Source organism: Achromobacter insuavis (assembly GCF_902859645.1).
Classification (GTDB): Bacteria; Pseudomonadota; Gammaproteobacteria; order Burkholderiales; family Burkholderiaceae_B; genus Achromobacter; species Achromobacter insuavis.
Genome location: NZ_CADIJR010000038.1, coordinates 19310 through 45342, shown reverse-complemented (window position 1 = coordinate 45342; position 26033 = coordinate 19310). Strand labels below are relative to the sequence as shown.

The 26033-nt window shown below is 69.5% G+C and carries 23 protein-coding genes; 14 read left to right on the top strand and 9 right to left on the bottom strand.

The features are described 5' to 3' along the window. Nucleotides 1–15: 15 nt before the first annotated feature. On the bottom strand, nt 16–867 hold the full coding sequence (locus tag H0523_RS18865; protein WP_054430387.1) for a fumarylacetoacetate hydrolase family protein: 852 nt from the start codon (nt 865–867) through the stop codon (nt 16–18). Between the two features lie 218 nt (nt 868–1085). Between H0523_RS18865 and H0523_RS18860 the strand changes: the two genes are divergently transcribed. Further along, the gene (locus H0523_RS18860) at nt 1086–1820 is read left to right on the top strand and encodes a GntR family transcriptional regulator (RefSeq protein ID WP_054430386.1); all 735 of its coding nucleotides are present in this window, start codon (nt 1086–1088) and stop codon (nt 1818–1820) included. A 65-nt stretch (nt 1821–1885) separates the two neighbouring features. Here the strand turns inward: H0523_RS18860 and H0523_RS18855 are convergent, their stop codons facing one another. Next, nucleotides 1886–2233 carry a hypothetical protein gene (locus tag H0523_RS18855; protein WP_054430385.1) on the bottom strand — a complete coding sequence of 116 codons (348 nt, stop codon included), beginning with the start codon at nt 2231–2233 and terminating at the stop codon, nt 1886–1888. 10 nt (nt 2234–2243) lie between these two features. Beyond that, a complete protein-coding gene (locus H0523_RS18850; protein WP_054430384.1) occupies nt 2244–2777 on the bottom strand; it encodes a hypothetical protein in 534 nt (177 codons plus the stop codon). 291 nt (nt 2778–3068) lie between these two features. On the opposite strand from H0523_RS18850, the gene H0523_RS18845 reads away from it, so the two are divergent. From H0523_RS18845 to H0523_RS18790, 12 genes are all read left to right on the top strand, one after another. Further along, the gene (locus tag H0523_RS18845) at nt 3069–4211 is read left to right on the top strand and encodes an NAD(P)/FAD-dependent oxidoreductase (protein ID WP_054430383.1); all 1143 of its coding nucleotides are present in this window, start codon (nt 3069–3071) and stop codon (nt 4209–4211) included. A 14-nt stretch (nt 4212–4225) separates the two neighbouring features. Beyond that, nucleotides 4226–4603 carry a RidA family protein gene (locus tag H0523_RS18840; RefSeq protein ID WP_054430382.1) on the top strand — a complete coding sequence of 126 codons (378 nt, stop codon included), beginning with the start codon at nt 4226–4228 and terminating at the stop codon, nt 4601–4603. A gap of 39 nt (nt 4604–4642) precedes the next feature. After that, nucleotides 4643–6088, top strand: a complete 1446-nt coding sequence (locus H0523_RS18835) for a M81 family metallopeptidase (RefSeq protein ID WP_054430381.1) — start codon at nt 4643–4645, stop codon at nt 6086–6088. Between the two features lie 49 nt (nt 6089–6137). After that, complete coding sequence (locus H0523_RS18830; protein ID WP_180180121.1) at nt 6138–7715, top strand: ABC transporter substrate-binding protein; 1578 nt, start codon at nt 6138–6140, stop codon at nt 7713–7715. Nucleotides 7716–7821: 106 nt separating this feature from the next. Further along, nucleotides 7822–8757: an ABC transporter permease gene (locus tag H0523_RS18825; protein ID WP_156350016.1), complete on the top strand. Its 936-nt coding sequence runs from the start codon at nt 7822–7824 to the stop codon at nt 8755–8757. A 13-nt stretch (nt 8758–8770) separates the two neighbouring features. Further along, complete coding sequence (locus H0523_RS18820; RefSeq protein WP_054430380.1) at nt 8771–9646, top strand: ABC transporter permease; 876 nt, start codon at nt 8771–8773, stop codon at nt 9644–9646. 8 nt (nt 9647–9654) lie between these two features. Next, nucleotides 9655–10668, top strand: a complete 1014-nt coding sequence (locus H0523_RS18815) for an ABC transporter ATP-binding protein (RefSeq protein ID WP_054430379.1) — start codon at nt 9655–9657, stop codon at nt 10666–10668. Then, a complete protein-coding gene (locus H0523_RS18810) occupies nt 10665–11657 on the top strand; it encodes an ABC transporter ATP-binding protein (protein WP_054430378.1) in 993 nt (330 codons plus the stop codon). Before H0523_RS18815 ends, H0523_RS18810 begins: the two co-directional genes overlap by 4 nt. A 27-nt stretch (nt 11658–11684) precedes the next feature. Further along, nucleotides 11685–13139: an N-acyl-D-amino-acid deacylase family protein gene (locus H0523_RS18805; protein ID WP_054430377.1), complete on the top strand. Its 1455-nt coding sequence runs from the start codon at nt 11685–11687 to the stop codon at nt 13137–13139. A 94-nt stretch (nt 13140–13233) separates the two neighbouring features. Continuing rightward, entirely contained in the window at nt 13234–13878 is a 645-nt protein-coding gene (locus tag H0523_RS18800) for a helix-turn-helix domain-containing protein (protein ID WP_054430376.1), read from the top strand. 284 nt (nt 13879–14162) lie between these two features. Next, nucleotides 14163–15470 (top strand): APC family permease, encoded by a 1308-nt coding sequence (locus H0523_RS18795; RefSeq protein ID WP_054430375.1) that lies wholly within the window; start codon nt 14163–14165, stop codon nt 15468–15470. 40 nt (nt 15471–15510) lie between these two features. Continuing rightward, the gene (locus H0523_RS18790; RefSeq protein ID WP_082385658.1) at nt 15511–16374 is read left to right on the top strand and encodes an SAM-dependent methyltransferase; all 864 of its coding nucleotides are present in this window, start codon (nt 15511–15513) and stop codon (nt 16372–16374) included. A gap of 30 nt (nt 16375–16404) precedes the next feature. On the opposite strand, the gene H0523_RS18785 is transcribed toward H0523_RS18790, so the two are convergent. From H0523_RS18785 to H0523_RS18760, 6 genes are all read right to left on the bottom strand, one after another. After that, nucleotides 16405–17553, bottom strand: coding sequence for a zinc-binding metallopeptidase family protein (locus H0523_RS18785; RefSeq protein WP_054430374.1), 1149 nt, complete (start codon nt 17551–17553; stop codon nt 16405–16407). A gap of 16 nt (nt 17554–17569) precedes the next feature. Next, the gene (locus tag H0523_RS18780) at nt 17570–18523 is read right to left on the bottom strand and encodes a S66 peptidase family protein (RefSeq protein ID WP_054430659.1); all 954 of its coding nucleotides are present in this window, start codon (nt 18521–18523) and stop codon (nt 17570–17572) included. Nucleotides 18524–18924: 401 nt separating this feature from the next. After that, on the bottom strand, nt 18925–19650 hold the full coding sequence (locus tag H0523_RS18775) for an RNA pseudouridine synthase (RefSeq protein WP_054430373.1): 726 nt from the start codon (nt 19648–19650) through the stop codon (nt 18925–18927). A 245-nt stretch (nt 19651–19895) separates the two neighbouring features. Next, nucleotides 19896–21074, bottom strand: a complete 1179-nt coding sequence (locus tag H0523_RS18770) for a cystathionine beta-lyase (protein WP_082385657.1) — start codon at nt 21072–21074, stop codon at nt 19896–19898. Between the two features lie 156 nt (nt 21075–21230). After that, a complete protein-coding gene (gene ydiK / locus H0523_RS18765) occupies nt 21231–22337 on the bottom strand; it encodes an AI-2E family transporter YdiK (protein WP_082385656.1) in 1107 nt (368 codons plus the stop codon). A gap of 73 nt (nt 22338–22410) precedes the next feature. Next, nucleotides 22411–23466 (bottom strand): DNA-binding protein, encoded by a 1056-nt coding sequence (locus tag H0523_RS18760; RefSeq protein ID WP_054430372.1) that lies wholly within the window; start codon nt 23464–23466, stop codon nt 22411–22413. Between the two features lie 294 nt (nt 23467–23760). On the opposite strand from H0523_RS18760, the gene H0523_RS18755 reads away from it, so the two are divergent. Beyond that, nucleotides 23761–26031, top strand: coding sequence for a TonB-dependent siderophore receptor (locus tag H0523_RS18755; protein ID WP_082404463.1), 2271 nt, complete (start codon nt 23761–23763; stop codon nt 26029–26031). Nucleotides 26032–26033: the final 2 nt, after the last annotated feature.

The window sequence follows — 26033 nt, the reverse complement described above, 5'->3', positions numbered from 1 at the left end:
CCTGTGTCCTTCGTGTCAGTGGGGGTGGGCGGGTTCGTCCGCCACCGTGTTGCGCAGCGTGCCGACGCCCGGCACCTCGATCTCCAGCGTGTCGCCGGCCGCCAGGAAGCGCGGCGGCTGGCGACTGGAACCGACGCCTTCCGGCGTGCCGGTGGCGATCACGTCGCCGGGCGCCAGCGGCGTGAAGGCGCTGATGTAGGCGATCAGTTCGGGAATCGGGAAGATCAGATCGGCCAGTTCGCCCTGCTGCACGGTCTCGCCGTTCAGGCGCGTCTGGATGCGCAGGCCCGCCGGGTCGCCGATCTCGTCGGCGCTGACCAGCCAGGGGCCGATCGCGCCGCTGCGCTCGAAGTTCTTGCCGGGCGTGACCTGGGCGTTGTGCTTCTGGAAGTCGCGCACCGAGTTTTCGGCCATACAGGTGTAGCCGGCCACGTGGGCCAGGGCGTCGCGCGCCGCGATGTGGCGCCCTGCCCGCCCGATCACCACGGCCAGTTCGCCCTCGTAGTCGAAGCGGTCGGAGGCCCGCGGCTTCCAGACCGGCGCGCCGTGGCCGACGAAACTGTCGGGATAGCGGGCGAACAGCGAGGGATGGCGCGGCAGCTCGCGGCCGGCCTCGGCCACGTGGCGGCCGTAGTTCAGGCCGACGCAGAGGATCTTGCACGGCGCCGGCACCGGCGGCAGCCATTGCAGGCCGGCCAGCGCAATGCCGGGGCCGTCATGGCCGGCCGCCGCTTGCGCGATGGCCTCGATGCCCGCCGCCAGGGCCGTGGCCAGGTCGGGCCAGTACCGCGTCAACGGCACGACCTCGGCGTCGCGCAGCACGCCCCAGGCCGGTTGGCCCGCGTGTTCGAAGCTGATCAGCTTCATCTTGTCTCCTGTCCTGTGGGCGGCGCTCCTGGCATGCAATTGAGTGACGCATTGCATGCATTCAGTGGCTTTTAAGTGCCTTGACCGCTGTTTTTCCGAATTATTGCATGCAATTTTGATAAATCGCAAGGCTGAATTGTTTTTTTCTTGAGCGATTGCATGCAATTTTGTAGGTACACTGGAGGTCCTTTCAGACACGCTCCCGCCGACGCCCCGCTATGGCCGCTCAGATCGACAAAGTGATTTCCGAACTCAGGGACATGGTGCTTTCCGGCGCCCTGCAGCCCGGCGAACGCGTGGTGGAACTGCAGTTCTCGGCGCGCCTGGGCGTGTCGCGCACGCCGCTGCGCATCGCGCTGACTGAGCTGGAAAAGGAAGGCCTGCTGGAGCGCCTGCCCTCGCGCGGCTTTCGCGTGCGCGCTTTCACCGTCGACGAGATCGGCGACGCGGTGGAAGTGCGCGGGGTGCTGGAAGGCATGGCGGTGCGGCTGCTGGCCGAACGCGGCGCCAGCGCCGAGGTGCTGGAGCAGCTGTCGCAAGCGGTGGAGGAAGGCCGCGCCCTGCTGGCGCCGGCGCGGCGCGACCCCAAGGCCACGGTGGATGCGCGCGCCTGGGGGCAGATCAACCGCCGCTTCCACGAGATCCTGTGCGAAGCGGCCGGCAACCGCGCCCTGCTGTCGGCGCTGGAACATAACAACAAGACGCCGCTGGCCGGCCCGGCCGCGCTGACGCTGCCGTCCACGCCATCGCAGCTGGAAACGCCTTTCGTGCTGCGGGCGCAATCGGATCACGAGGACCTGCTGCGGGCGATCACGCGGCGCGAGGCCGCGCGCGCCGAGAACCTGATGCGCGAGCACGCCTATCGCAGCCGCGAGAACAAGCGCGTGCTGCTGGAATCCCTGCGGGGGGGCGTGGCGGGGCTGGCGCAGCCGGCCGACAGCGCGGCGGCCTGACGCCTGCTCAGGCGGGCGGCGCGGGAACGGCGCGGCTCAAGCTGAGCCGCCGGGTTGCGTGACGGTCAGAACCAGCGGCGCACGCGCTCGCGAATGGCGCCGGCATAGGCCCAGCACCACACCGCCAGCGCCAGCATCGCCACCGTGAAATAGGCGCGCGCCTCGAGCGGCACCGGATTCAGGCGTGACAGCGTCGGGAACGGCTCGTAGCCGATGAAGTCGCTGGCGGCCAGCGCGCTGAACAGCAGCGCCAGCGCCGGGCCGGTGAAATGCGGGCGTTCGCCGCGGGTCTGCGGATCGGCGCGGAAATACCAGTGACACCAACGCAGCAGCTGGATCACGACGGCGACCAGCGGAACGACCAGGGCAAGCTGCAGCACGAGCAGCGCAACGATGACTTGAGTGGGAAGCATGCCCGCGATTTTACGGCGTGCCGGACACCAGCGCGTCCAGGCGCCTGAAGAACGCCTCGTAACGCTCGGGATCGGTCACCTGGCGGGTCCGGGCGTCGCCATTGCTGTCCCAGACGGTCTCGTTCAGGTTGGCCCAGACGCGGGTGGTGCCGCCCTCCTCGCGCAGCACCAGCTGGGCATAGGTGCTCTTGTGATCGGGCTTGGCGCCATACGCCAGGCCTTGCGACTTGAGCAGGCCGCGCAGCATTTCGCGGCGCTTGCTGACCAGGGCTTCGTGCTGTTCGCCGCTGACGATCTCGGTCGCGGAATCGGCCGCCACCTGCGTGTAGCCGGCGGCAGTCAAGGCCTCGACGCAAGCCCGCAGGGCCCGCGCCGGCGCCACGGCGGGATAGGCCCGCACGCGGATGCGGTCCAGGGCGGCGCGCTCGTCCGCCGTCAGGTCGATCACGGTCTGCTTCGAGCTGTAGCGCACCATGCTGCCGCCATTGCCCGTGACGCGTTCGGGCGCCTTGGGCGCTTTCGGCTGGGTCGAACAGGCGGCCAACAGCGGGAGGGCCAGGACGGCCGCCCTTTGCAGGCGGCGGGAACGCGACGGAAGAATCATGGCGGGGAAACGACCCAGCGGGCCAGGAGTGGACGCGCGGCGGAGCAACCACGCGCCCCGGGCTGGCCGGATCATAGCGGATCCCCCCGCCCGGCGCGATGACGGCAGCAAGACCAGCCCGCGCCCCGTCGCGCACGGCGAGCCATCGGGACAACCCCTATTACCCGCGCCCGCCCAAACAACTATCGTATTCGAGAATTATCAAATAAGAGAATTCTCGCTTCCGACAAAATGGCCGCAGACACAACCTACGATTACGCCGTCATCGGCGCCGGCATCGCCGGCGCCTCCGTGGCCTACCGCCTGAGCGCGGCCGCCTCCGTGGTGGTGCTGGAGCGCGAGGCGCAGCCCGGCTACCACTCCACCGGCCGTTCGGCCGCCATGTTCATGGAGACCTACGGCACCGCCCAGATCAAGGCGCTGACGCGCGCCAGCCGCGATTTCTACGAACATCCGCCGCAGGGCTTCTGCGAGCATCCCCTGCTGAGCCCACGCGGCGTGCTGTACATCGCCGCGCCCGGCCAGCAGGACCTGCTGCAGGAGGTCTACGACGATTTCCGCAGCCAGTCGCCCAACGTCACGCTGATCGACGCCGAACAGGCCATGGCGCGGGTGCCGTGCCTGCGCCCGGACCAGCTGTGCGGCGCCATCGAGGAACCGGACGCCCGCGACATCGACGTGCATGCGCTGCACCAGGGCTTCCTGCGCGGCATGACGCGCCAGGGCGCGGTGCTGCGCAACCACGCCGAACTGATGGCGGCCGCTTACGCGGACGGCGCCTGGACCCTGACGCTGGCGGGCGGCGAATCGCTGCGGGCGCGGGTGCTGGTGAACGCGGCCGGCGCCTGGGCCGACCATGCCGCCACGCTGTGCGGCGTGCGGCCGGTGGGCCTGCAGCCGTGCCGCCGCACCGCCTTCACCTTCACCGGGCCGGACGATGTCGACTTCGCGCACTGGCCGGCGGTGGTCGGCGTGGACGAGAGCTTCTATTTCAAGCCCGACGCCGGCCAGCTGCTGGGCTCGCCCGCCAATGCCGATCCGGTGCCGGCGCACGACGTGGTGCCCGAGGAACTGGACGTGGCCACGGGCATCTACCGCATCGAATCGGCCACCTCGCTGACCATCCGCCGCCCGCGCCACACCTGGGCCGGCCTGCGCTCGTTCGTGGCCGACGGCGATTTCGTGATCGGCTGGGACAGCGCCACGCCCGCCTTCTTCTGGCTGGCGGCCCAGGGCGGCTACGGCATCCAGTCCGCCGCCGGCGTCTCGCGCCTGGCCGCCGACCTGCTGCTCGACCTGCCCTTGAATGCCAGCCTGACCGCGCAGGGCGTCGACCCCGCGCGCCTGTCGCCGGCCCGTTTTTCCCCATCCTGATAGGAGCCCGTTCCATGAGCCAAGCCATCCAGCGCCTGCCCAGCAGCCTGCCCTTCCCGTTCTCGCGGGCCGTGAAGGCCGGCGGCTTCCTGTTCCTGTCCGGCCAGGTGCCGATGAGCGCCGCCGGCGAGGTGGTGCGCGGCGACATCCAGACCCAGACCCGCGCCGCCTGCGAGCGCATTGTCGAAAGCCTGGCGGCCGGCGGCGCGCGCCTGGACCAGGTGGTCAAGGCCACCGTGTGGCTGTCGGACATGGGCCATTTCGCGGGCTTCAACGAGGTCTACAAGGAATTCTTCGGCGCGGCGCTGCCGGTGCGTTCGACGGTGGCGTCGGCGCTGGCCCTGAACGTCGACGTGGAAATCGAAGTGCAGGCGTATATCGGGCAGGACTGAAGCGTACAGACCGACAACCATCCAGAACGGAGCGATCGCATGAAGATTTTTTCCGGGTCCCTGGCGACCGAGACCAACACCTTCTCCCCCATTCCGACCGGCCTGTCGGCCTATCGGTCGCGCGGCTACTACCCGGCCGGCCAGCACCCGGACCGCATGCAGATGTTCTCCGGTCCCCTGTGGGCCGCGCGCCAGCGCGCCCAGGGCAAGGACTGGACGCTGATCGAGGGCATGACGGCGGGCGCGACCCCGGCCGGCCTGACCACCCGCCACGCCTACGAAACCCTGCGCGACGAACTGCTGGAAGACCTGCGCCGCGCCGGCAAGGTCGACATCGCGCTGTTCGGCCTGCATGGCGCCATGGTGGCCGACGGCTATGACGATTGCGAAGGCGACCTGCTGCGGCGGGCGCGCGAGATCGTCGGCCCGGACACGGTGATCGGCGCCGAGCTGGATCCGCACTGCCACCTGACCGACGCCATGGTGAACAGCGCCGATTTCCTGGTGTGCTTCAAGGAATATCCGCACACCGACATCCTCGACCGTGCCTACGACCTGGTCGACCTGTGCGTGGCGCGCGCCGAGGGCCGCATCAAGCCGGCCCGCGCGGTCTATGACTGCGAAATGATCTCCATCATGCACACCAGCCGCGAACCGATGCGCGGCTTCGTCGACCGCCTGCTGGCGATGGAAGGCAAGGAAGGCGTGCTGTCGGTGTCGATCGCGCACGGCTTCCCGTGGGGCGACACGCCCGACATGGGCTCCAAGGTGCTGGTCTACACCGACGGCGACGCCGGCCAGGCCGAGCGGCTGGCGCGCGCGCTGGGCGAGGAGATCATCGGTTTCCGCGACCAGCTGGCGCCGCCCTACCCCGGCGCCGACGACGCGCTGGACCAGGCGCTGGCGCTGGCCGATTTCCCCGTGGTGCTGGCCGACTCGGCCGACAACGCCGGCGGCGGCGCGCCCAGCGACGCCACCTTCATCCTGGAACGCGTGCTGGCGCGCGGCATCCAGGACGTGGCGACCGGCCCGTTCTGGGACCCGGTGGCGGTGCAGCTCTGTTTCGAGGCCGGCGACGGCGCGCAGATCTCGCTGCGCATCGGCGGCAAGGTGGCGCCGGTGTCGGGCCAGCCGCTGGACCTGGCCTGTGAGATCGTCGCGCTCAAGCGCGACGCCATCATGACCGGGCTGGCCGGCACGCCCGCGCTGCTGGGCGACGTGGCCGTGGTGCGCAGCCAGGGCGTGACCATCGTCATGACCACCAACCGCACCCAGGCCATGGACACCGACCTGTTCACGCAGTTCGGCGTCGATCTGGGCGCGATGAAGCTGGTCATCCCGAAGTCGTCGCAGCACTTCTACGCCTCGTACTCGAAGCTCGGCCGCCACGTCATCTACGTCGAGACGCCCGGCGCCATCACGCAGGACTACAACGCGCTGCCGTTCACCAAGCGCAAGTTGCCGAAATGGCCCTTCAAGGGCTGATATCCAACCATTGCCCACGCAGGCAACCGGACAAAACAAGGGGATGACCATGATGAAACGATTCAGCCTGCTGGGCGCCGCCGCCCTGCTGGCCTGCGGCCTGGCCGCGGGCCAGCCGGCCCAGGCCCAGACCAAGACGCTGCGGATGGTGCCGCACGCGGACCTGAAGACGCTGGACCCGCTGTTCAATACCGCCTATATCACCCGCAACCACGGCTACATGGTGTTCGACACGCTGTTCGCGCAGGACAGCCAGGGCCAGCCCAAGCCGCAGATGGTGGAAAGCTGGACCGCCTCGCCCGACGGCAAGGCCTGGACCTTCAAGCTGCGCCCGGGGCTGAAGTTCAACGACGGCACCCCGGTGACCGCCGAGGACTGCATCGCCTCGCTGCAGCGCTGGGCCAAGAAGGACACGATGGGCCAGGCCCTGATGGCCGCGGGCGCCGAAATGGCAGCCACCGGCCCCGACAGCTTCTCGCTGACGCTCAAGCAGCCGTTCGGCCTGGTGCTGGACGCGCTCGCCAAGCCGTCGGGCATGCCGCCGTTCATCATGCCCAAGCGCCTGGCGCAGACCGACCCGAACACGCCCGTGACGGAAATGGTCGGCTCCGGCCCGTTCCTGTTCAAGCGCGATGAGTGGGTGCCGGGCAACAAGGTGGTCTACGTCAAGAACCCGGCCTACGTGCCGCGCAACGAACCGGCCGACGGCCTGGCCGGCGGCAAGGTCGCCAAGGTCGACCGCATCGAGTGGATCTACATCCCCGACGGCAATACCGCCACCGCCGCGCTGATGAACGGCGAAGTCGACATGATCGAGCAGACCACGCCCGACTTCCTGCCGGTGCTGGAGACCAACCCCGCCATCACCCTGAACACCTCCGTCGCCACCCAGGGCATGGCCATCGTCAACGCGCTGCATCCGCCGTTCGACAAGCCGCAGGCGCGCCAGGCCCTGTATTACCTGTTCAGCCAGAAGGAAATGCTGGCGGCCATCGGCTACCCGGAGAAGTACCGCGTCGACTATTGCGCCACGCTCTACATCTGCGGCTCGCCGCTGGCCACCGACGCCGGCGCCGCGCCCTATGCCAAGCCCGACCTGGCGCGCGCCAAGCAGCTGCTGCAGGAGGCCGGCTACAAAGGCGAGAAGATCGTGGTGCTGTACCCGACCGACCACATCAGCGCGCCCGCCGTCATGGTGCTGACGCAGAACATGAAGAAGGCCGGCCTCAAGGTCGACCTGCAATCCATGGACTGGGCCTCGCTGGCGGCGCGCCGCCTGAAGAAGGACCCGCCCGAGCAAGGCGGCTGGAGCCTGTTCCTGACCTGGGGCGGCTACTACGACGCCAGCACGCCGCTGACCAACCCCTGGCTGTCGGCCGCCTGCGGCAACAGCCTGCCGGGCTGGCCCTGCGACAAGGAACTGGACGCGCTGCGCACGCAGTGGATCCAGGAACCCGACGCCGCCAAGCGCAAGGACATCGCGGCCAGGCTGCAGGCGCGCGCCTACGAGTCGGTGCCGTACGTCATGTGGGGCGAATTCAAGCCGGTGTCGGCGATCCGCGGGCTGTCGCACACGGAGCTGATGAAGACCGGCATCCCCGTGATGTGGAACGTGGAAAAACCATAACGCGGCGCGGGGCCGCGCGTGATCGCCACGCGCGCCCCGCCCCTGGACAATCAGGCCGCCGCCCAGCGCCCCGTGCGCGCCGCGTCAGGCCGGGGGGAAACCCAGCGTGAAAACCATTCTGCGCCGCATCGCGGCCATCATACCCGTCATGGCCGTGGTCGCGGTCGTGGTGTTCCTCTTGATCCACCTGTCGCCGGGCGACCCGGCGGCGGTGATCGCGGGCGACAACGCCACCACCGAGGACGTCGAGAAAATCCGCCAGAACCTGGGCCTGGACAAGCCGCTGCTGCTGCAGTTCGGCATCTGGGTCGGCCATCTCGCCACGGGCGACCTGGGCACCTCGATCGCCACCCAGATGCCGGTGGCGCAACTGATCGGCCAGCGCATGGGCCCGACGCTGTCGATCGCCATCTTCACCATGCTGTTCGCGGTGCTGGCGGCGCTGCCGCTGGGCGTGCTGGCGGCCTGGAACGCCGGCAAGTGGCTCGACCGGCTGGTGATGGTCGGCGCGGTCTGCGCGTTCTCGGTGCCGGTGTTCCTGATCGGCTACAGCCTGGTGTACGGCTTTTCCATCAAGCTGGGCTGGCTGCCGGTGCAGGGCTACAAGCCGCTGGCCGACGGCCTGGCGCCGTATCTGCGGCACCTGGTGCTGCCCTGTCTGTCGCTGGGGCTGGTGTACATGGCCCTGCTGACCCGCATGACCCGCGCCACCATGCTGGAGGCGCTGTCGGAAGACTACATCCGCACCGCCCGCGCCAAGGGCCTGGCGGCCGGCCCGATCGTCTGGCACGCGCTCAAGAACGCCGCCAATCCCATCGTCACCACCATCGGCGTGGGCGTGGCGCTGCTGATCGGCGGCGTGGTGGTCACCGAAACCGTGTTCGCCATTCCCGGCCTGGGCCGCCTGACCATCGACGCCGTGCTGCGCCACGACTACCCCGTGATCCAGGGCGTGCTGCTGGTGGCCTCGGGCATCTACGTGCTGATCAACCTGCTGGTCGACCTGAGCTACCGCCTGTTCGACCCGCGCATCCGCTATTGAAGAGGGGCGATCCATGACCACCACCACCCTGCCCCTGGCCGTGCCGCGCCCGCGCTGGCGCCGCGCCGCCCGCTCGCTGCGGCGCCATCCGATGCTGTACATCGGCTGCGCCATCCTGCTGGCGCTCGCGGTGATCGCGCTGGCCGCGCCCTGGCTGACCGCGGTCGATCCGCAGGACATCAACCCGATGGCGCGCATGAAGCCGCCGTCGGCCGAACACTTCTTCGGCACCGACGCGCTGGGCCGCGACGTCTATGCGCGCACCCTGTGGGGCGCGCGGGTGTCGCTGCTGGTCGGCGTCGTGGTCGCGCTGGTGTCGACCGCGGGCGGCGTCCTGCTGGGCATGCTGGCCGGCTACTTCCGCCGCCTGGATGCCCTGATCATGCGCATCATGGACGGCCTGATGGCGATTCCCGGCGTGCTGCTGGCGATCGCGCTGATGGCCACGCTCAAGGGCGGCCTGGGCACCGTGATCGTGGCCATCGTGGTGCCCGAGGTGCCGCGCGTGGTGCGGCTGGTGCGCGCCCTGGTGCTGACCATCCGCGAACAGCCCTATATCGAGGCGGCCGTGGCCGCCGGCACCCGCGTGCCGGCCATCCTGCTGCGCCACATCCTGCCCAACCTGTTCGCGCCGCTGATGGTGCAGGCCACCTTCATCGCCGCCTCGGCCATCCTGACCGAGGCCGTGCTGAGCTTCCTGGGCGTGGGCATCCCGCCGCAGACCCCGAGCTGGGGCAACATCATGGCCGAGGGCCGCAACTTCGTCGCGGTGGCGTTCCACATCATCCTGTATCCGGGCCTGTTCCTGGGCGTGGCCGTGCTGGCCGTCAATCTGGTGGGCGACGGGCTGCGCGACATGCTCGATCCGCGCCTGGCGAAAAAGCTGTAGGAGCGCGCATGCCATCCCAACCTGTCCTGCAAGTGAATGACCTGACCACCTGTTTCGACGGCGACGAGACCACGGTGCTGGCCGTGGACGGCCTGTCGTTCGACCTGATGCCGGGCGAGACCCTCGGCCTGGTCGGCGAATCCGGCTGCGGCAAGAGCGTCACGTCGCTGTCCATCATGCGGCTGCTGCGCACGCCCGGGCGCGTGGCGCGCGGCAGCGTCGAATTCGACGGCCGCGACCTGCTGGCCCTGCCCGAGAAGGCCATGCGGGCCGTGCGCGGCAACCAGCTGTCGATGATCTTCCAGGAGCCGATGACCTCGCTCAACCCGGTGTTCACGATCGGCCGCCAGATCAGCGAGCCGCTGATGCTGCACCAGGGCCTGTCGCGGCGCGAGGCCATGAAGCAGGCCGAGGCACTGCTGGAACTGGTGCAGATCTCCGACCCGGCGCGGCGCGTGCACGAATACCCCTACCAGCTGTCCGGCGGCATGCGCCAGCGCGCCATGATCGCCATGGCGCTGGCGTGCCAGCCCAAGGTGCTGATCGCCGACGAGCCGACCACCGCGCTGGACGTCACCATCCAGGCGCAGATCCTGCACCTGCTGCGCGACATCCAGGCGCGGCTGGGCACCGCCATCGTGCTGATCACCCACGATCTGGGCGTGGTGGCGCAGATGTGCCAGCGGGTCATCGTCATGTACGCCGGCCGCAAGGTCGAGGAAGGCAGCGTCGACGACGTGCTGGACCATGCCGCCCATCCCTATACCCAGGCGCTGATCCGCTCGCTGCCCGACTTCGTCGACGGCCAGGACCATACCGCCCGCCTGGCCGAGCTGCCCGGCATCGTGCCGGTGGTGACGCCCGAATCGCGCGGCTGCGCCTTCGCCGCGCGCTGTCGCGAGGCCCTGCCGCGCTGCGCCGACGAGACGCCGCCCGAGGTCGCCAGCGGCGACCGCCACCGCGTCTGGTGCTGGGCGCGCCAGGCCGCGCCGGCCGCCACGATGGAGCAAGCCCCGCGATGAACCTGCACGATGCGCCTTTCCCCGCCGCCGCCGCGGCATCCGCCCCGTCCGCCCCCCTGCTGGAGGTGGTCGGCCTGAAAAAGCATTTCCCCGTGGACGGCGGCAAGGTGCTGCGCGCGGTCGACGGCGTGTCGCTGTCGGTCGCGCGCGGCCAGACCCTGAGCCTGGTGGGCGAGTCCGGCTGCGGCAAGTCGACCACCGGCAAATGCCTGATCCGGCTGACCGACCCCACCGAGGGCCGCATTCTGCTCGAAGGCGCCGACCTGGCGGGCATGAACAGCAACCAGCTGCGCGCCATGCGGCGCCGGATGCAGTTCATCTTCCAGGATCCGTTTTCGTCGATGAACCCGCGCATGCGGGTGCGCGACATCATCGGCGAACCGCTGCGCAATTTCGGCTATGGCCGCGAGGCCATCCGCGAGCGCGTGGCGCAACTGCTGGCGCGGGTCAGCCTGCGGCCGGACGCGGCCGACCGCTATCCGCACGAATTCTCCGGCGGCCAGCGCCAGCGCATCGTCATCGCGCGCGCCCTGGCGCCGGAGCCGGGCCTGATCGTCTGCGACGAACCGGTCTCGGCGCTGGACGTGTCGGTGCAGGCACAGGTCATCAATCTACTGATGGACCTGCAGCGCGACCTGGGCCTGACCTATGTGTTCATCTCGCACGACCTGAGCGTGGTGCGCCACATCAGCCACCACGTGGCGGTGATGTACCTGGGCAGGATCGTCGAGACCGGCACCCGCGACGCGGTCTTCAACCACCCGGCCCACCCCTACACCCGCGCCCTGCTGGCCGCGGTGCCCTCGGCCCGCCGCGGCGAACGCGCCCCGGTGGCGGTGCTCAAGGGCGAGATTCCCAGCCCGCTGGCGCCGCCGTCCGGCTGCGCCTTCCGCACCCGCTGTCCGCAGGCCCAGGCGCGTTGCGCCCAGGAAACGCCCGTGGCGCGCCCGGTCGGCGCCGGCCAGCTGGTCGCCTGCCATTTCGCCTGAGCCGCCTCGACATTCACCGGAGATCCCATGACTTCATCCGAATCGCAGCCCTTTGACTACCTGTTCGTCGGCGGCACCGTCATCGACGGCGCCAACACCCCCGGACAGCGCGCCGACGTCGGCGTGCGCGGCGACCGCATTGCCGCCATCGGCGACCTGTCGGACGCCCCCGCGCGCCACCGGATCGACGTCGCCGGCCAGGTGCTGGCGCCGGGCTTCATCGACTCGCACACCCACGACGACAACTACCTGCTCAAGCGCCGCGACATGACGCCCAAGATCTCGCAGGGCGTCACCACGGTGGTCACGGGCAACTGCGGCATCAGCCTGGCGCCGCTGGCGCACGCCAACCCGCCGGCGCCGCTGGACCTGCTGGACGAAGGCGGCTCCTATCAATTCGCCCGCTTCGCCGACTACCTGGACGCCCTGCGCGCCACGCCCGCGGCGGTCAATGCCGCCTGCATGGTGGGCCACTCGACGCTGCGCGCCGCCGTCATGCCCGACCTGCAGCGCGAAGCCACCGACGCCGAGATCGACGCCATGCGCGCGCTGGCCGAGGAAGCCATGGCCAGCGGCGCCATCGGCATTTCGACCGGCGCCTTCTACCCGCCCGCGGCGCGCGCCACCACCGAGGAGATCATCGAGGTCTGCCGCCCCCTGAGCACGCATGGCGGCATCTATGCCACCCACATGCGCGACGAGGGCGAGCACATCGTGGCGGCGCTGGAGGAAACCTTCCGCATCGGCCGCGAGCTGGACGTGCCGGTGGTGATCTCGCACCACAAGGTCATGGGCCAGCCCAACTTCGGCCGTTCGCGCGAAACCCTGCCGCTGATCGAAGCGGCCATGGCGCGCCAGGACGTGTCGCTGGACGCCTATCCCTACGTGGCCGGCTCCACCATGCTCAAGCAGGACCGCGTGCTGCTGGCCGGCCGCACCATCATCACCTGGTGCAAGCCCTTCCCCGAACTGAGCGGGCGCGACCTGGAAGAGGTCGCGGCCGAGCGCGGCAAGTCCAAGTACGACGTGGTGCCCGAGCTGCAGCCGGCCGGCGCGATCTATTTCATGATGGACGAGCCCGACGTGCAGCGCATCCTGGCGTTCGGCCCCACCATGATCGGCTCGGACGGCTTGCCGCACGACGAACGCCCCCATCCGCGGCTGTGGGGCACCTTCCCGCGGGTGCTGGGCCACTACGCGCGCGACCTGGGCCTGTTCCCGCTGGAAACGGCGGTCTGGAAAATGACCGGCCTGACCGCCCAGCGCTTCGGCCTGGCCGAGCGCGGGCAGCTGCGGCCGGGCTACTTCGCCGACCTGGTGGTGTTCGATCCGGCCACCGTGGCCGACACCGCCACCTTCGAGCGGCCGACCGAACGCGCCGCCGGCATCCATTCGGTCTATGTCAACGGCGTGCCCGTCTGGCGCGAGCAGGCCTTCACCGGCGAGCATGCCGGCCGGGTGCTGGCGCGCACGCCCGCCTGACCGGCGCCGCCTTATACAATCCGGCGTATGCGCGGCGGGGCTTGCGGGCCCCGTCCGCTTTCCCTCCCAAACCCCTAGACGCCCAGACCGCTACATGGCCCCTACCCGCAAGACGGCCCCACCCGACATCGTGGGCAAGGAAGTAATGGGCGCCCGCCTGCGCGCCGAGCGCAAGGCCCGGAAAATGACGCTGCAGGCACTGTCGCAGGCCAGCGGCATCGCGGTATCGACGCTGTCCAAGGCCGAACTGGGCCAGATCGCCCTGAGCTACGAGAAGTTCGCCGCGCTGGCCCGGGCGCTGGACATCGACATGACGCGCATGTTCATGCTGGGCGACGCGCCCCAGGCCGAGGTCGCGCCCACCTACGTCAAGAACAAGCTCAGCGACGCCCGCGACTACGCCACCGACAACTACCACTACCGGCTGTTGATGGGCGAATACCCGGGCAAGAAGATGATGCCCATGCTGGCGCTGATCGATTCGCGCAAGGTGGTCGAGTTCGAGGACTACATCCGCCACCCCGGCCAGGAGTTCGCGCTGGTGCTGTCGGGCAAGGTGCGCATCCAGTTCGAGAACGGCGACAGCGTGGTGCTCAACCGGCTGGAGTCCGCCTATTTCGACAGCGGCATCGGCCACGTCTACCTGTCGCTGAGCAAGAAGCCGGCCGAAGTGCTGGCCGTCTGCAGCGATCTGGACGAAGTGCCGTCGCGCCTGAAGCCGGTTTCGCCCAAGCAGTAAGCCCTTTCGCGGGCCCGCCTCCCGGCGGGGGCTCGTCCCGCGCCTGACCGCGGCCCGCATCGGCTACGGGAAATCCCGTAGAAACTTTCCTTCCCCGCCCGGGGTCACTCTTTATTCAGCCTATTGTCAGGATGAATGCCTGGCACGCCGCACGCCCGTGCGCTGGCGATCCCCGGGAGACTTCGATGCCGCCTTTGCCCCGTTCCTTGCGCCCCAGCCCCAGTGCAGCCGGCGCGGGGAGCGGCGCGGGCGCGCACGCGCTCGGCCCGCCCGGTCTGTCGGTGATGGATGCGACCGTGGTGCTGGTGGGCGTGGTGATCGGCATCGGCATCTTCGGCTTCCCACCGCTGGTGGCGCAGCACGCCACGTCCGAGGCGATGTACCTGGCCTACTGGGCCGCGGGCGGGCTGGTGATGCTGGTGGGCGCGCTCTGCTATGCCGAGCTGGGCGCGGCCTATCCCGGCGCTGGCGGGGAATACCTGTATCTGTCGCGCGCCTGGGGGCCGCGGGTCGGCCTGCTGTTCGCCTGGGCGCGCTGCACCGTGATCCAGACCGGCGCGATCGCCGTGGTGGCCTTCATCTATGGCGACTACGCGCAGCAGCTGCTGCCGCTCGGCACGCATGGGGCCACCGTGCACGCGGCGCTGTCGGTGATCGGCCTGACCGCGCTGAACGTGGCCGGCACCCGCCACTCCAAGCGCCTGCAATGGCTGTTCACGATCCTGACGCTGGTGGCGCTGACGGCGGTGCTGGGCGCCGCCCTGTTCACCGCCTCGCCCGCCGCGCCCGCGCCGGCGCCGCTGGGCGGCAACCCGGCCGGACTGATGGGCATGGGCATGGTGTTCGTGCTGCTGACCTACGGCGGCTGGAACGAGGCCGCCTATCTCAGCGGCGAGCTGCGCAATCCCGGCCGCAACATGGCGCGGGTGCTGCTGATCGGCACCGTGGTGGTGACCGGCGCCTATCTCCTGACCAATCTCGCCCTGCTGGAACTGTTCGGCCTGCAGGGCCTGCGCGACACGCCGGCGCTGGGCGCGGCGGTGATGCAGCTGGCCGCCGGCCCCTATGCCGCCGCCCTGCTGAGCCTGGTGATCTGCGCCACCGCGCTCAGCACCATCAACGGCACCATCATCACCGGCGCCCGCGTCTATTACGCGCTGGGCCGCGACGTGCCGCGGCTGCGTGCGCTGGCCGGCTGGAACGAACGCAAGGAGACCCCGGTCAGCGCCTTGCTGGCGCAGGGCGTCATCACCCTGGCCCTGTTGGCGGTGGGCGCCTTCAGCCACAACGCGGTGCAGACCATGGTGGCCTACACCGCGCCGGTGTTCTGGCTGTTCATGCTGCTGGTGGCCGCGTCGGTATGGCGCCTGCGCCAGCGTGACCCGGCGCGCCCGCGGCCGTTCCGCGTGCCCCTGTATCCGCTGACCCCGGCCCTGCTGGCGCTGACCTGCGCCGGCCTGGTCTATTCCAGCGCCGCCTACGCTGGCGCCGGGGCCCTGATCGGCCTGGGCGTGCTGGTGCTGGGGGTGCCGATGCTGCGGCTGCTGCGCCCCGCCGAGACGCGCGCCCCGGACAGGCGCGACCTGCAATGAGCCGCCCCTCCCGCTTTTCTTCGCCCTAGGAGTCTTCATCATGCAACGTGCCCATTCGTCCCTCTCGCCCGCCCGCCGCTGGACCATCATGGCATCGGCGCTGGCGCTGGCCTTGTCCCTGTCGATCCTGGCCGAGGCCCGCGCCGCCGGCGCAGGCACTCCCGCCGCGCCCCAGGCCGCCGCGGCCGAAGGCTACGTGCCCGACGTCGGCCAGGACGGCAAGGACGTCATCTGGGTGCCGACCCCGCAGACGCTGGTGGACAAGATGCTCGACATGGCCCAGGTCACGCCGCAGGACCGGCTGATGGACCTGGGCTCGGGCGACGGCCGCACCGTCATCACCGCCGCCCAGCGCGGCCTGACCGCCAAGGGCATCGAGTACAACCCCGACCTGGTGGCGCTGTCGCGCAGCAACGCGGCCAAGGCCGGCATGTCCCGCCGCGCCACGTTCGAGGTCGCGGACCTGTTCGAGACCGACCTGTCGCAGGCCGATGTGATCACCATGTTCCTGCTGTCGACCATCAACGAGAAGCTGCGGCCCAAGCTGCTGGAATTGCCGCCGGGCACCCGCATCGTGTCCAACACCTTCCGCATGGGCGACTGGGAGCCGGATGCCTCCGAGACCGTGACCGAGGCCTGCCAGACCTACTGCAACGCGCTGTTGTGGGTGGTGCCGGCCAAGGTCGACGGCCGCTGGCAGGTGGGCGGCCGCACGCTGCAACTGGAACAGCAGTACCAGATGCTGTCGGGCAAGCTCGGCTCCAGCGAGATCTCGGACGCGCGCATGGACGGCCGCACCATCTCGTTCACCGCCGACGGCGTGCGCTACACCGGGGAAGTCAACGGCACCACCATCCAGGGCAGCGCCGCCGGCAAGGGCGAATGGTCGGCGCGGCGCATCTGAGCGCGCACCGCGCCGCAACCGGCCGCGGCATCAGCGCGCCGCGGCCCGGATCACCCGATGCACGAACTGCAGCTTGCCCACCACCGCGGCGGGCAGCACGAAGGGATAGAAGTCGCGCTGACCCATGCTGCGTGACAGCTCGTTGAGCACGCCGGTCAGCGCCACCCAGCCATTGACCAGGTCGAGAAAGCCCTGGCCCTCGGGATCGTCCGGGTCGTACAGCGACGCCCGGGTGAATGGATCGCTGGCCTGCTCTAGCGGCACCCGCGCCACGCCAAAGCTGAAAGCGGTGTCCAGCGCGTCCATCATGTGCAGGTAATGGGCCCAGGTCTCGGCCCAGTCTTCCCAGGGATGCGACGAGGCGTAGGCGCTGATGAAGCGTTGCGCCCAGTCGGCCGGCGCGCCCTGCTCGTAATGGCGTCGCAACGCCTGCGCGTAGTCTTCGCGCTCATCGCCGAACACCTGACGGAATGGCGCCAGCCAGGAGCTGCCGGCCACCAGCCGGTCCCAATAGAAATGGCCGATCTCGTGGCGGAAATGGCCCACCAGGGTGCGGTACGGCTCGTGCATCGCCTCGCGCACCTGGACCCGGTAGGCGTCGTCGGCCTCGTGGATATTGAGCGTGATCAGCCCATGGCCATGGCCGGTCAGGAGCGGCGCGCCGTCGTCAGAGGGCGCCAGCAGGTCGAACGCCAGCCCGCCGTCGCCCGGCGTGCGCGCCCGCGGAATCGGCAGCCCCAGCGTCAGCAACTGGGCGATCAACTGGCGCTTGGCGCTCTCGACCTTGCGCCACAGCGCGCCATTGCCCGGCACCGACAGGTCGGGGATGGTGCGATTGAGGCTGCAGGCGATGCAGAGATGATCCGCGCGCGCGGCCGGCAGCAGCCAATTGCAGGCGGCCGGCGACGAGAAATTGACGCAGCGCTTGAAGGTCCTGCCGCGCACCCGCCCGGCCTCGATCCAGGAACCATCTGTCTTGCCCGGGTCCAGCGCCACGATGTGGCCGTGGCGCGGATCGAAGCCCAGTTGCCGATGGCAGTTCAGGCATTCGGTGTTGTTGAAGAACACCCGCTGGCCGCAAACGCAATGGAACGCCTTGGCGCGGGCATGCCGCTGCCGCGGGCGCTGGCGTTCGGGCGCGTTCAACCGGCGGCTCAGGGTATCGAAGAAAGGATTCATGCGGCGGGTCTCCGGGCTACAGCGGCGCGGCCTGGACCGCCACGGCCTGTTCCAGCCGCAAGCCGCGCCGCTGGGTGTCCAGCGTCACCAGGGCGCCGAGCGGCAGCGTCAGGTTGGGGTCGCCATGGCCGCTGGGCCAGGCCGCCAGCACCGGGATGCCGCGCGCCTGGAATTGCTCCAGCAGCAGCGGGAACAACAGGCTCTGGCCGACCGCGTCACCCCCCGGCAGCCCCAGGCGGGTGAAATTGCCGGCCAGCACGCCCTTGATGCGATCGAACTTGCCGGCCGCGCGCAATTGCGACAGCAAGCGGTCGATGCGCGGCAGCGCCTCGTTGACGTCCTCGATGAACAGGATGGCGTCGCGCGTGGCGATCTCGTGGCGCGAGCCGATCATGGCGGCGATCAGCGCCAGGTTGCCGCCCACCAGCCGGCCGCTGGCCACGCCGGGCGCCAGCACCACCGGGTTGGATTCCGGCGGGGCGTCGATCCAGGCGCCCTGCCCGAACTGGCCGCCGACCATCGCCAGCACGTGGCTGGCGGTGGGCTCCTGCTTGCCCGCCACCAGGTCCTGCGCCAGCATCGGCCCGTGGAACGTCACGAAGCCGGCATGGCGCTGGATCGCCAGGTGCAGCGCGGTGATGTCGCTGTAGCCGATGAAGGGCTTGGGGTGCTGGCGCAGCAGGCCGATGTCGAGCCGGTCCGCCAGCCGCCACGAGCCGAAACCGCCTTGCAGGCACCAGATGGCGTCGATGGCCGGGTCGGCAAAGGCCGCGTGCAGGTCGTTCAGCCGGGCGTCGTCGTCACCGGCCAGGTAGTCATAGGGCGGATCGCTGCGCGTCAGCGCGGCCGGCATGATGCGCGGGTCGTAACCGCGCGCCTGCAGCCATTCCGCCGCCTCGAAGGCCGCGCCATCGGCCGCCGAGGCCGGCGCCACGATGGCGACACGGCCGCCCGGACGCAAGGCCGGCACGGGCGCATCGCGCCGCGGCGCCGCCGAAGACGGCCCGGAAGATGGCGCCGCCTCGCCACGGTCCGCCGGCGCGGCCACGCGGCTCGCGCAACCGGCCAGCGCCAGGCTGGACAGGCCCAGCGCGCCGGCGGCCTTGAGCAGGCCGCGCCGTGCCGGATCCTGCGGAGCGTGTCGCTCGTGCTGCCTTGCCGGCATATGCCATCCCTTTCAGATCATTTTTATTATTCTTATTTATCAATAAATTAAATAACAAACGGAGAATCAGGATGAAGTCTGGAATCGCATGATTCCAGAATCCACTTCAACTTATTCCAGAATCTACTTTAAGTCCGTAACAGCGCATGCGGCGGGCGAATGCCGTCTCGAACGCCCCGTCCCGTGGCCACGCCCGCGCCGCGGCGCTAGAAGCGCTCGTATTCCAGCCGGTAGCGCCACTGCCCCGCGGCCAGTCCGGCCATCGGCAGACGGCCGATACGGATGCGGCGCAGGGCTTGCAGTTGCAGCCCGACGCTGTCGCAGGCGTACTCGATGAATCCCAGGGCGGGCGTCTTCAGCGCGAAGCGCAGGTGGCTCTCATTCTGCCAGCTGACCTTCATCGGCGTGGCCGGCCGGCCCTCATAGGCCAGGCCGCGCTGCAGGCGCGCCAGCGCGGCCGCATCGAGCGTGCCGCGCACCTGCGCGATGTATTCCTGCTCGACGTGGCGCCCCTCTTCGATGAGCTTGCGCGCCACCGCGAATTCCTGGGTGTAGACCACCAGCCCGCTGGCCGCGCGTTCCAGCGGCGTGGCCAGCTTCAGGCCATTGAACATGCGCTTGAGATAGCGCTGGCCCGAGCGGTCGCCCGGCATCAGGTTGGCGGGCACGACCAGGTCCAGCGCCGATTCGGCCGGATCCGAGGCCGACAGGCCGGCCGGCTTGTGCACCAGCACGCTGACCGGGCGCATCTCTTCGAGGCGGGCGCCGGGCAACAGGCTGACGGCCTGCCCGGGCTGGACGCGATAGCCGGGTTCCTCGACCACCTTGCCGTCCACGGCGACCCAGCCGCCCTCGATATAGCGTTCGGCGTCGCCGCGCGAACAGGATTGTTCGGTGGCCAGGCGCTTGGCCAGGCGGACGCTGTCGCTCATGGCCGGTCCGCCTGTCGGAGGGAGGCCAGGGAACGGGAGGGGAAAGCAATCGGCGGGTACGTCGTCATCTTGGAAACTGCGTCAAAAACGGGAAAGGCCGGCGCCGCGAGGCATCGCGCGAACGCGGCGGCAGCGCCTGGCTCGAGATGTTACGCCCTTTCCGGCGGCCGCCGCCGCGAGCGGGCGCCGCGACGGCCGTTCCCGCGCCAGGGCCAATGCACGGCTCCTGGTCGCGTGAACAGGCCCTAGGCCAGCGCCGCGAACGCCTGTTCCAGGTCCGCGATCAGCGCGGCGGGCGGCTCCAGCCCCACATTCAGGCGCACCAGCCGGTCGCCATACGGACGCAGCGTGCGGCGCAGGTTGAAGTATGGCGCCGCCAGGCTGGTCACGCCGCCCCAGCTGTAGCCGATCTTGAACAGCGCCAGCCGGTCGACGAAGGCCTCGATTTGCGCACGGCTGGGGCCGTCCCGCAACACGATCGAAAACACGCTGGCCGAGCCGGTGAAATCGCGCCTCCAGATCTCGTGGCCCGGGCACGATGGCAAGGCCGGGTGCAGCACCGTCCGCACCTCGGGCCGGCGCGCCAGCCATTGCGCCACCTCCAGCGTGCCGCGCTCCAGTTGCGCCAGCCGCACCCCCAGAGTCTGCAGTCCGCGCAGCGCCAGGCTGCAATCGTCCGGCGAGGCCGCCATGCCGAGGAAATTGCGCGCCTCGCCCAGCGCCCGGTAGTGCGCCTCGTCGCGGCAGGTCACCGAGCCCAGCAGCAGGTCGCTGTGGCCGCCGATGTACTTGGTCAGCGCCTGCATGGTGACGTCCGCGCCGTGGGCGAAGGCATCGAACAGCACGCCGGCGGCGTAGGTATTGTCCAGCGCCACCACCGCGCCGGCCCGGTGCGCGGCCGCCGCGATCGCCGGCACGTCCTGGATTTCCATGGTGGCCGAGCCCGGGCTCTCGCACCAGACCAGCCGGGTATTGGGCCGCAGCAGCGCGGCGATGCCCGCGCCGATCAGCGGATCGTAGGTTTGCACCTCGATGCCCAGCCGCTTGAGCAGGCCGCCGGCCAGCCCCTGGTTGGGACCGTAGGCGGTATCCGGCAGCAGCGCGTGGTCGCCGGCGCCGCAGAAAGCCAGGTAGATCAAGGCGATGGCGGCCTGCCCGCCCGGCGTGATGAAGCAGTGGCGCCCCTGCTCCAGTTGCGCGATGCGCGCGCCCAGCTCCAGCACGGTGGGGGTGCCGTGCAGGCCATAGGTATACGGCGCCTTTTCCGCGTCCCAATCGTCGCGCAGGTCGGCGGCGCGCTCGAACAGCGTGGTCGAGCCGCGACTGGTCGGCGTGACCAGCGAGCGGAAGCCCGCGGGCGCCCGTGGCGTCGGATCGACCACGGCGAGGCGCCAATCGAAGGGTTGCGGGGAGTCGGTCGTCACGGAGGTCTCCTGGTTGCGGGCGGGCGACGCGCCGCGGATCGCGGCGCACCCGCCAAGGATACGGACCTGGCGGCAATAAAAATTGCACCAGCTTGCGGTCTCGCCGGACGCCTAGGCGGCCAGGCAGGCGCGGGCCGATGCCCGGCCCGCGACGCCTCAGAGATCGGTGGGCTGACGGGCCACGGCCGGCGCGTTGGCCTCGGGCGGCGGCACCTCGTCGACCCAGGCCTTGAGCAGCGTCGAGGTCACCGCCAGGATCACCGGGCCGATGAACAGGCCGACGATGCCGAAGGCGAACATGCCGCCCAGCACTCCCGCCAGGATCAGCAGCATCGACAGATTCACGCCGCGCTTGATCAGCATCGGCCGCAGCAGGTTGTCGAGCATGGTCACCAGCACCGCCCACACCAGCAGCAGGACCGCGGCCACCTTCATGTCGTTCTGGAACAGCCAGACCACGCCGCCCAGCAACGGCAGGAACGGCCCCAGCTGGGCCAGGCACAGCATCAGCATCAGTGCGGTGATGATCCCGGCCGCCGGCACCCCGGCGATCCACAGGCCCAGCCCGCCCAGCGCCGACTGCACCACCGCCGTCACCACGATGCCCAGCGCCACCGCGCGGATCGACAGGCCCGCCAGGCGGATCGCCGACACGCCGCGATGGCCAGCCAGGCGATTGGCGAAGCGCTGCACGAAATTGGCGGCGACATCGCCCTGGCTATAGAGAATGCCGGCGATGACGATGGTGATCAACATGTGCATCACGAACACGCCGACGATGGCCGCATTGCTCAGCAGCCACTTGGCCGCCATGGTCACATAGGGCTCCAGGCGCGCCAGCAGTCCGCCCGCGCCGGCATCGGCCAGCGCCTGCCATTCCTGGGCGATGCGCGGCCCGCCCAGCGGGATGCCCTGCACCCAGCCCGGCGGCGCCATCAGGGCGTAGTCGGGCAAGCTCTTGATGGCGGTCATGATGGCGCCGCCATGCAGCGCCAGGGTGGAGATGGCCTGGTACAGCGGCAGCACGATCACCACCAGCAGCACGATCAGCATGGCCACCGTCGCCATCCAGCGCCGGCCGCCGCAGCGCTTCTGCACCGCCAGCATCACCGGCCAGGTCGCCACCACGATGGTGGTGGCCCAGATCAGCCCGAACAGGAAGGGTTTCAGCACATACAGGCTGCCGATCATCAAGGCCGACAGGATGACGATGACGAGCAGGTTGCGGGCAAGGTCCGCGTTCGGGCGTGGGTTCGGGTTCAAGCGGTGCTCCAGGCAACGGCCGCGCAAGGATCGGGCCGTGTACGAATTTATCCGAAAACCCCGCCGGTACCCCCTATTTCGTCCCGCCCGGCGTGGGCCGCACGGCGACCCGGGCGGCAATCAGGTGCCGCGTCAGTTCCAGCAACTGCCCGTCGCGGGTCCGCAACTGGCCCAGCAGGTCCGCCTGCTGGGCATCGCTGGCCGCCAGGCGCTGGGTCAGGTCCTGCTCGCGGCGGCGCGAGGCCTGCAGCGCTTCCTGCGCGACGGCCACATCGGCCAGTTGCCGGCTCAGCTGCGCCTGGGCTTCCCCGCGCGCGGCCAGGACCTCGGCCTGGGCCGCCCGCAGGCGCTCGGCGGCCTCTGACTCGGCGCCGCGCTGGCGCTCGGCCGCCTGCGCCAGGGCCTGGCGCGATTGTTCGGCCTGTTGCTGCTGGGCGGCCTGCAATTCGTCCAGCCGGGCCTGCAGGCGCTTGACCTGGCCGCGCTCGGCGTCCAGCTCGTTGAGCCAGCGGCGCTCATGGGCGGCATGACGCTCCTGGGTGGCGGCCAGGGCCTCGGCCTGCTCGCCCCGGGCGCGCTCGGCATCGGCCACGTGAGCCAGCAAGGCGCCGCGGGCGTCCGCCAACTGCCGTTGCTCCACCGCCACGGCTTCGTCGCGCTGGCGCAACTGGGCCTCGGCCGCCCGCAGGCGTTCCTCGGTGGCGGCCAGTTGGCCGGTGGCGACCTTCAGGCCGGCCTCCAGGTCGCGTTCGCGGTGTTCCAGATTGGCTTCGCGCTGGCGCAGCTGTTCGGTGAGCGCATCCAGCCGCTCGCCCTCTTCATGTAGTTCCGCCCAGCGCTGTCGGTTGGCCTCGGCCTGCTCGGCGCGGGCGGCGGCCAGCGCCGATTCCCAGAAATGCGCGGCGGCCTGGGCCACCGGCTCGGGCACCGCGGCGGGCGCCGCGAACGCGCCCGGATCCTGGATGCGCGCGCCCAGCGATCGGAACCAGGATTCCAGGTGCGGACTGACCGTATTGGGCGAGCCACGCCCGATCTTCTGGCGCACCCGCTCGATGGTGGGCCGCGCGCCCTCCAGCAGCAAGGCGTCGGAGGCGCGCCAGACATCCAATTCCGTAATTCCCGTGGCCATGGCTCGATTTCCCGGTTCAAGTCGGTTATTTACTCACGATAATGGAATCTTATCGTGATTAATTTCATATATACGTTTTATATCATACAGCATATGTATGATTTTATATATTCAGCATGACAGAGGCGGTATTCGAGGGAATTTGCCTCTCGTACACGAAATCCGCCCCTCCTCCACCCGCTCGCCCCGTTCCTGCGGCATCGCCCATCGAAGCGCAAATGCGATTTATTTACATTGACCGACGGTCGGTCGATGAATATACTGCACCGCTTTCTGCCCACACGGATGTACACGATGACCTGCCGATTCGAGGCTCGCCCCGCCTCTGCTTGCCCCCTTTGCGCGCCCCCTGCCCAGGCAATTCGCGGCGTTGCCGCCCGCGCCGGGCTGCTGCTGGCGTCCCTGCTGGCCCTGCCCTCGCCCGGCCTGGCCGCGCCCCCGCAAGGCAACCCTGGCGACGCCGCCGCCGAAGTACCCACCCTTGCCGGCGTCACGGTCAGCGGCGACAGCGACGCGGGCGCCGAAGGGCCGGTCCACGGATACGTGGCGGAGCAATCCCGCGCCGGCACCAAGACCGCAACCCCCATCCTGGAGACGCCGCAGTCGATCTCCGTCATCACGCGCGGGCAGATGGACGTGCAGCAGCCGGCCAGCGCCAGCCAGGCGTTGCGCTATACCGCTGGCGCCTACAGCGAGAAGTACGGCGGATTCGGCGGCCAGCTGGACCTGACCCGGATCCGGGGCGTGGACGCGGACTACTACCTGGACGGCCTGCGCATGATCACCAACGTATCGACCTGGACCACGCAGGTGGATCCGTTCGCGTTGGAGCGCGTGGAAGTGCTGCGGGGGCCGGCTTCGGCGGTGTACGGCCAGGGCACGGGCGGCGGCATCGTCAACCAGGTCAGCCGCCGGCCGCAGGCGGAATCCGCCCACGAGATCAATCTGCAGATGGGCAATTTCGGCCGCCGGCAGATCGCGATCGACACCACCGGCCCGCTCGACCAGGACGGCCAATGGCTCTATCGGCTGACCGCGATCGGCCTGGACGCCAAGGGCCAGGTCGAGGACGTCAGGCACCAGCGCGTCTATCTGGCGCCCGCCCTGACCTGGCGGCCCACGGCCTCGACTTCGTGGACGCTGCTGGCCACGCATTCGCGCGAGCCCGAGATTCCCGACTACAACAGCCTGCCGGCGGTCGCCCTGGGCCTGAATGGCAGCCCGTATCCGCGGGTGGACCGCCGACGCAATTACACCGACATGGATTTCCAGGGATCGAGCCGCAAGCAGGATTCGATCAGCTCGTTGTTCAGCCATGATTTCGGCAATGGCTGGTCCTTCAACAGCAACATGCGCTACATGTACGTCGACTCCGACATCCAGCGCACCTCGATCTACGGCTATCAGAACCGGGCCGGCCACCTGTGGCTCGAAGGCACCTACGGCCTGGCCCCGGCCAGTTCCAACACCTTCTCGGCCGACAACAACCTCACTGGCAGCTTCGACCTCGGCCCGACCCGGCACACCCTTCTGCTGGGCGTTGACTACGCCAAGGGCACGTTGCGCAACGACTCGTATCGCATGGATCCGGTGGCGTTCGACCCTTACGATCCCGACCACTATCGCCCTGTCGCCACACCGGATTTCACCGACAGCAGGACCCGTTGGCCCTACAACGTGCGCCAGCGCTTTGACCGCGTGGGCGTCTACGCCCAGGACCAGGTGGCCTACGCAGGCTGGCGCCTGACGTTGAGCGCGCGGCACGACTCCTCCAGAACCGAGGATGAATCGCGCAGCTATTCGCCCGTCTGGAAGCGCAGCGAACAGAAAGACCGCAAATGGAGCACGCGCGCGGGCCTGGGCTATGTCTTCGATAACGGCCTCTCGCCCTACTTCAGCTATGCCACCTCGTTCGACCCGGTGTTGGGCAACGATTACGGCGGCAGCGCCTTCAAGCCGACCGAGGCGACCCAGTACGAAGCGGGCGTGAAGTTCCAACCCGCGAATTCGAGCACGATGCTGAGCGCGGCCGTGTTCCAGCTGAACCAGACCAACGTCAAGACATCGGATACCCGGCATCTGGGCTATTGGACGCAATCGGGCGAAGTGCGCTCGCGAGGCGTCGAACTGCAGGCCAACACCCGGCTGGCTCCCGGCCTGAACCTGATCGCCAGCTATGCCTACCTGGACAATCAATTGGTCAAGGATGCGGCGTATCGCGGCAAGAGCCTGGCCCAGACCCCGCGCCACAGCGCCTCGGCCTGGGTGGACTACCGCGTCGGCGGCGGCCCGCTGGCGGGCCTGCTGGCTGGCGTCGGCGTGCGCTACCTGGGCTCGACCTACGGCGACCCGGCCAACACCTTCAAGGTGCCCGCCGTCACGCTGCTGGACATGGCCGTCAGCTATGACCTGGCCCGGCTCTCGCCCGGCCTGCGCGGCGCCAGCCTGGGGCTGAACGTCAGCAACCTGACCAACAAGCATTACGTCGCCAGTTGCGTATCGGCGATGTACTGCTTCATTGGCCAGGACCGCAGCGCCGTCGCGACCCTGAGCTACCGCTGGTGACG